5 protein-coding genes and 1 pseudogene are annotated in these 4930 nt (G+C 67.0%); 4 read left to right on the forward strand and 2 right to left on the reverse strand.

Annotation, left to right across the window (positions count from 1 at the left end; genetic code table 11):
• Positions 1-364 precede the first annotated feature (364 nt).
• The 3 genes and pseudogenes from JNW89_RS27700 to JNW89_RS27710 all read left to right on the forward strand — a co-directional run.
• On the forward strand, positions 365-1021 hold the full coding sequence (locus JNW89_RS27700) for a hypothetical protein (protein WP_238451303.1): 657 nt from the start codon (positions 365-367) through the stop codon (positions 1019-1021).
• Positions 1022-1681: 660 nt separating this feature from the next.
• Complete coding sequence (locus tag JNW89_RS27705) at positions 1682-1984, forward strand: hypothetical protein (RefSeq protein ID WP_238451304.1); 303 nt, start codon at positions 1682-1684, stop codon at positions 1982-1984.
• A 99-nt stretch (positions 1985-2083) separates the two neighbouring features.
• Positions 2084-2704: pseudogene (locus JNW89_RS27710) on the forward strand (HAD family hydrolase); the annotation flags it as partial.
• Between the two features lie 256 nt (positions 2705-2960).
• Here the strand turns inward: JNW89_RS27710 and JNW89_RS27715 are convergent.
• Positions 2961-3134: a hypothetical protein gene (locus JNW89_RS27715; protein ID WP_238451306.1), complete on the reverse strand. Its 174-nt coding sequence runs from the start codon at positions 3132-3134 to the stop codon at positions 2961-2963.
• Between the two features lie 632 nt (positions 3135-3766).
• Between JNW89_RS27715 and JNW89_RS27720 the strand changes: the two genes are divergently transcribed.
• A complete protein-coding gene (locus tag JNW89_RS27720) occupies positions 3767-4006 on the forward strand; it encodes a GntR family transcriptional regulator (protein ID WP_109905767.1) in 240 nt (79 codons plus the stop codon).
• Between the two features lie 443 nt (positions 4007-4449).
• Here JNW89_RS27720 and JNW89_RS27725 read toward each other — a convergent pair whose 3' ends face one another.
• Positions 4450-4602: a hypothetical protein gene (locus JNW89_RS27725; RefSeq protein WP_238451307.1), complete on the reverse strand. Its 153-nt coding sequence runs from the start codon at positions 4600-4602 to the stop codon at positions 4450-4452.
• Between the last annotated feature and the right edge of the window lie 328 nt (positions 4603-4930).

The raw sequence follows: 4930 nt of genomic DNA on the forward strand, positions 1-4930 counted from the left end.
GGCTGAGGAGATCACCTGCATCAGGACATCTTCGATGATCGTCCTCAAGGGACACCTGCCGGGTTACGAGACGTCCCTTAGTACAGGCCAATTCGGCAACAGATCACCGGAAGCGCTCCGAGTCGACCAAGCCGGCACGAGCACAACTCCACCCCGGCCATCGCCGTCCGGTGTCGCCTCCGAGGATCGCTGTGGCTCATCCGCGCGTGACGCTGGCTGCCTCGTCGGCTCCGCTCGTGGCCGCGCTGCCACCCTTCTCCTTCATCGGCCCCGCGCGGTTCGCTCCCCGGCCTGTCCGCTCGGGCTCGCCTCCCCTTTCACGCCATCCACCACTGCCGGTTTAAAACGCTTGTACGATCATCGCGTGGGCAAGGAGCTGGTGACGCGCTGGTGGAATAACAGCTGGGGTCGGTTGACCCGGCGTGACGTGTGGCTCGCCCGCGAGGTCCGGTGGTACGTCGTCGCCAGTGCTGGCGACTCCGAGACAGGCAAGGTGCTCCGCTGGGAGTTCGACACCGAGGACAACGCGCCGCGCGGAGCCCCCGCCACTTACAAGACGACGGGGGGGCTGCGCGGCCTGCCCGGGCAGCACGATCGTTGGGGTCAGCTCACCCCGACGATCTTGCAGCTTCCGGACGTCGTCGGGACATCCAAAATGGTCGACTTTTCGCCGCGCACCGTGTCTCCCGGCGCCACGTTTCGCACGTACAACGTGTCCGTGTCCAGAGGGGCGCCAGCCGAGTCCCGATACTCAATCTTGAGGGTGGCGCTGCGAGTCTTGTCCCCGATGTTCTTCACGGAGAACCCAACCTTCGCGACCGAGCCGAACACCTCGCACGAGGTGACCCGAACCTCCATCTTGGAGACGGCGTCCCCCCTGTCCCCGATCATCGCCATCAAGCCCAAGGGCGTGCACAGCAAGACCACGACCACCAGTGCGAGCGAGCCGAAGACGATGGTCAGGATCCCGCCCGTGGAAGACCAGAAACTCTTCCTCTTCGGCGGGACAGGCGCGGGATAGAAGGGCATCGGCCCGGCTGGTGGGTACGGCGCGGCCGCCGGTCGTTGGACCGTACTGAGGCGGCCCACTCGGCGGGTATACCGGCGGGCCGCCGGAAGTGGGGGTGTACTGCGGCGGCGGGTATGGGCTCATCGGCTGCACTGGCTGAGTCGGCGGCTGCGACGGATCCAAGGGACCGTGGGTCATTCGAGCACCGTACTTTGAGTAGCTTAGATGGCGACGGCCGCGTGCAGGGCAATCAGCACTACTGGGCAGGTAGATGTGTCCGTCCTGGTTGACCAAGGACACCCCTGTGGGGGTCGCCGGAGGGGGAGTTTCGGCCGGGACAGCGAGGGTCTGGTGATCACGCAGGAAACGTGATCACCCCACCCCCTCCGTATCGGACGCTCTCCCGCGAGCGCGAAGCCGATTCGGCAACAGATCACCGACAGGTCCGCGCGAGCCAAGAGCAGCACGACACACCACCGCCCGACACCGTCCAACGTCGGCAACGGCGCAACGGAGACCGGCCCGAGCGTCCGACCGGCTAGTACGGCAGCCGGCCTGGATCAGCACCAGGTCCGCCGCTAGAAGTAGCGGTTGCCAGGTCGAAGGGGAATGCCAGCTGACTTCAATGGGCACATCGCCCTCACCGAATGAGACGGACCGGTAGGAGTTCTCATGCCGCAAGCGCTCACCTGGATAGCTGGTTGGCCCGGTATCGCGCTGGGTCTGCTGTTCATGCTCATGGGAGTGCGGCTACGACGCGAGGAACGGCGCCAGCGCCGACGCTTACTGCCTGGACAGCCGTTCAGCGGGCGTGAAGTGCTATGGGAGGGCGTGGCGTTTGCCCTGATAGGAACCGGCAACCTGCTCGGCGGCCGGTGGGTGTTGCTGACCCTTCCTGCGGTGGCCGTGATGACCCTGCTGTTCGTGCGGCTCATCGCACGTTGGGCCAGAAGTCCGTCACGGCGATCGGACTGATGGGAGCCGCACCACGTGTGGGCTTCGCCCAACCTGGCATGAGTCGCTTTGCCCTGGGATTCCCTCCTCTTCCTTCTGCCGCTGCGAGAGGACGCGGGCATGCTTCGTCCGCCTCGCGCGCTTCTGCTGGACTTCAGTGGCGTCCTGGTCGACGCGCCACCGCAACCGCCGGCCCCGCCGGAGCTGGTGCAGCGAGTGTCCCAACTCGTAGACGGAGCGGTGTCCCGCGAGCAGATCGCTCGGGACATTGGCGAGGGTGCGCGTACGTATGCCCTCTGGCGCGACGACGTTGGCAAGGCGGCTCAACCCGTCGAGCTGTCGCATGCTCAGGTGTGGGCAGATTTCGTGACCCGGTCCTGGCCTCAGGAGGCCCGCGATGCCGTCGATCGGGAAGCAACCCCGCTGGCGTACGCCTGGACCTGGCGACAGCAACGGGCCGTACGTCCCGGCATCCCGGAGGCGTTGCACGCCGCCGCCGACGCGGGACTGCCAATGGCGGTGGTCAGCAACACGCTCTCCGGCGCCGCGCACCGGGACTACCTCGCCGCGGCAGGGCTCTCCGGGCTGCTCGCAGCCGAGTTCTACAGCGACGAGGCGGGGCCGCGAAAGCCGAACCCGGAGCTGGCGCACATGGCCGCCCGCTCCCTTGGAGTCCCGATCGGGGACTGCTGGTTCGTCGGAGACAGCCTCAAACGTGACATCGTCTGCGCTCGTCGGGCGACACGTTCGCTGACGATCCGCTGACGCCCAACGACAACTGACGATGGAATCAGCAAGAGCCACCCTCTTCCGAGGGTGGCTCTTCTGCATTACTTCAATGGTGGGCGATACTGGGATCGAACCAGTGACCTCTTCGGTGTGAACTCTCGGCGAGCGAGTCGGATCGGGCTTGACGCGAGGTCAGACGGCCTGCTGAGGCCCTTCTTGGCCCGGTTTGGCTGCCACGGTTGCTGTACTTTGCTGCTGTACTGCGGGCTCAGGCGAGACGCCGGATGCGGACCTTCGGGCGCTCGTTCCTGAGGTGGCCTTGCTTGTGCTGGCGGACCTGCTCGTCCCAGACCTTCTGGTCGTAGTCCGGGTCCGGTGGGATCCACTTGTGCGAGCCGTCGCTGTAATGGAACTTTTCGTCGCCGACGCGCAGGATACTCATCGGGTCCAGCCAAGGACCGGTGGTGCAGCTGGCCGGCGGGGACGTGGGCCAGGTCCTGAGCGGCGTCAACGAGTTGGGCGGCCAGGTAGAGAGCGAGCGACACCGGGGCGCGATCGTACTCCGCTCGCAGCTCCCGTCGCCGGGTCTGGCAGGGCCACTCCCCCGCGCAGCCGCCGCACGTCCAAGCCGGCTTGATGGGGTGGTGAGTGGTCACCGCGGGCCGCCCTGGCTGGGCCAGTGGCCGCGGTTGATCGGGATGCGATGGCGGCTTCGGCACGGCAGGGTCGCGCCGCAGCGGCAGATGTGTCGCCAATGCCGCCAGGACCAGACGGGGCGGTGGCGACGGGCGAGGGTGAGCGCCGCCGCGTGGACGTATTCGTCGTAGGAGACCCGCTTCATCGGCTGCCCAGAGCCGTCGCGGCCGCGAACCGCTGGGTTGGTGAGTTGGAAGGGAGCACTGCCGCCTCCTCGTGCCGCAGGTGTCCAGAGGCGTGGATGCCCGATCGCGGGGGATGCGCCGGACATCCACGCCGGCGAGGACGACCCACAGCGCCAACCGGGGGAAACGACCTCCTCGGCAACCTCCCATAGGTACCGTTGGGTAGTCAAGGGCTGACGTAGGTGGTCTACTCGTGTTGCCAACCGAGGGGAACACCGTGCCACCGCGTTACCGCTATGAGCAGATCGCCGACGACCTCGCCGAACGCATCGCGTCCGGCGAATTCCCGCCGGGCTCCAAGCTGCCCAGCCGACGCGAGTTGATCGAGCATTACAGCGTTACCGAGCCCGTGATCGACCGAGCCATGCAGGTGCTACGGATCAAGGGGATGACCGAGACCCTGCCAGGCGTGGGCGTCTTCGTCGCTGAGTAGGCCCTCCCTACAGTCACCGGCGCGGCCTGGACCCCTCGCTTGTAATTTCTGGGCGCTCTGTCCGGCGCTGTCTGCGTGCGTCCGTGACCTCGGGCGAGTGGCCGCCCTCCTTCGCAAGCAACCGTCCTCGTCTGGGTCCGTTGCTGTCGCCATTGCTGTCGTCGGCTAACCCCCGTGGGATGATGCGGTCATGTCGACAGCGCGAAAGAACCGTGCCTCGTAGATCATCGGGGCAGGTCCGGGTGGGCCTCCGTCGGGAACCGCGGCCCGGAGAACGGATCGCCGTGGTGCCCGGCATTCCTCGCCGGGGCCAGTTGGCGATTGCTCAGTTGGAGCGGGCACGCATGCACCCTGGTGCAGTCGCCGAGGCCCTGCGAGGCTGGAAGCTGTATGTTCGCGCCTCGCGGCACCAGCGGGAAGAGATGCGCGGGTGTGGCGAGCCGTCATGCTGTCCGGACCCGCTCGATCACCGTCGCGTCCTGGACCTCGCCATGCGAGCCCTGCCACCGGTCGCGGCCGGAGTGCTCCGACGACGCGTCGAGCAGTTGGATGCCTCCATCGCAGACCCGGATGAGCTGCCAGGCCCATGAGCGCACGGTTGACGGCTGATGCTGGCCCGACGCACCGCTGGTGTCAGACGTTGAAGCGGAACTGCGAGCCGTGATCGGCTCACCAGCGGGAACAGTGCTCGGCACCTGTTCAGACGGCGTCGCAGGCTGCCAGGGCTGCTCACTGATCGACAACATTTGACAGTGTCTCGTGCCCCCTGTGTGCCCCAGACAGCCGCGCGCCACCCAGGCGCGACCCTCCTGGCAGGATCAGCCCGGTGATGAGGTCCGCCGGGTTGCTGCGCTGCGAGGCGATTGCATGGGTCGACGAAGACTGGCCAGGGTGGGTCCGTGTGCGGCTGGTCGACGCCGACGG

The sequence above is a fragment of the Micromonospora sp. 4G55 genome (genome assembly GCF_016803375.1).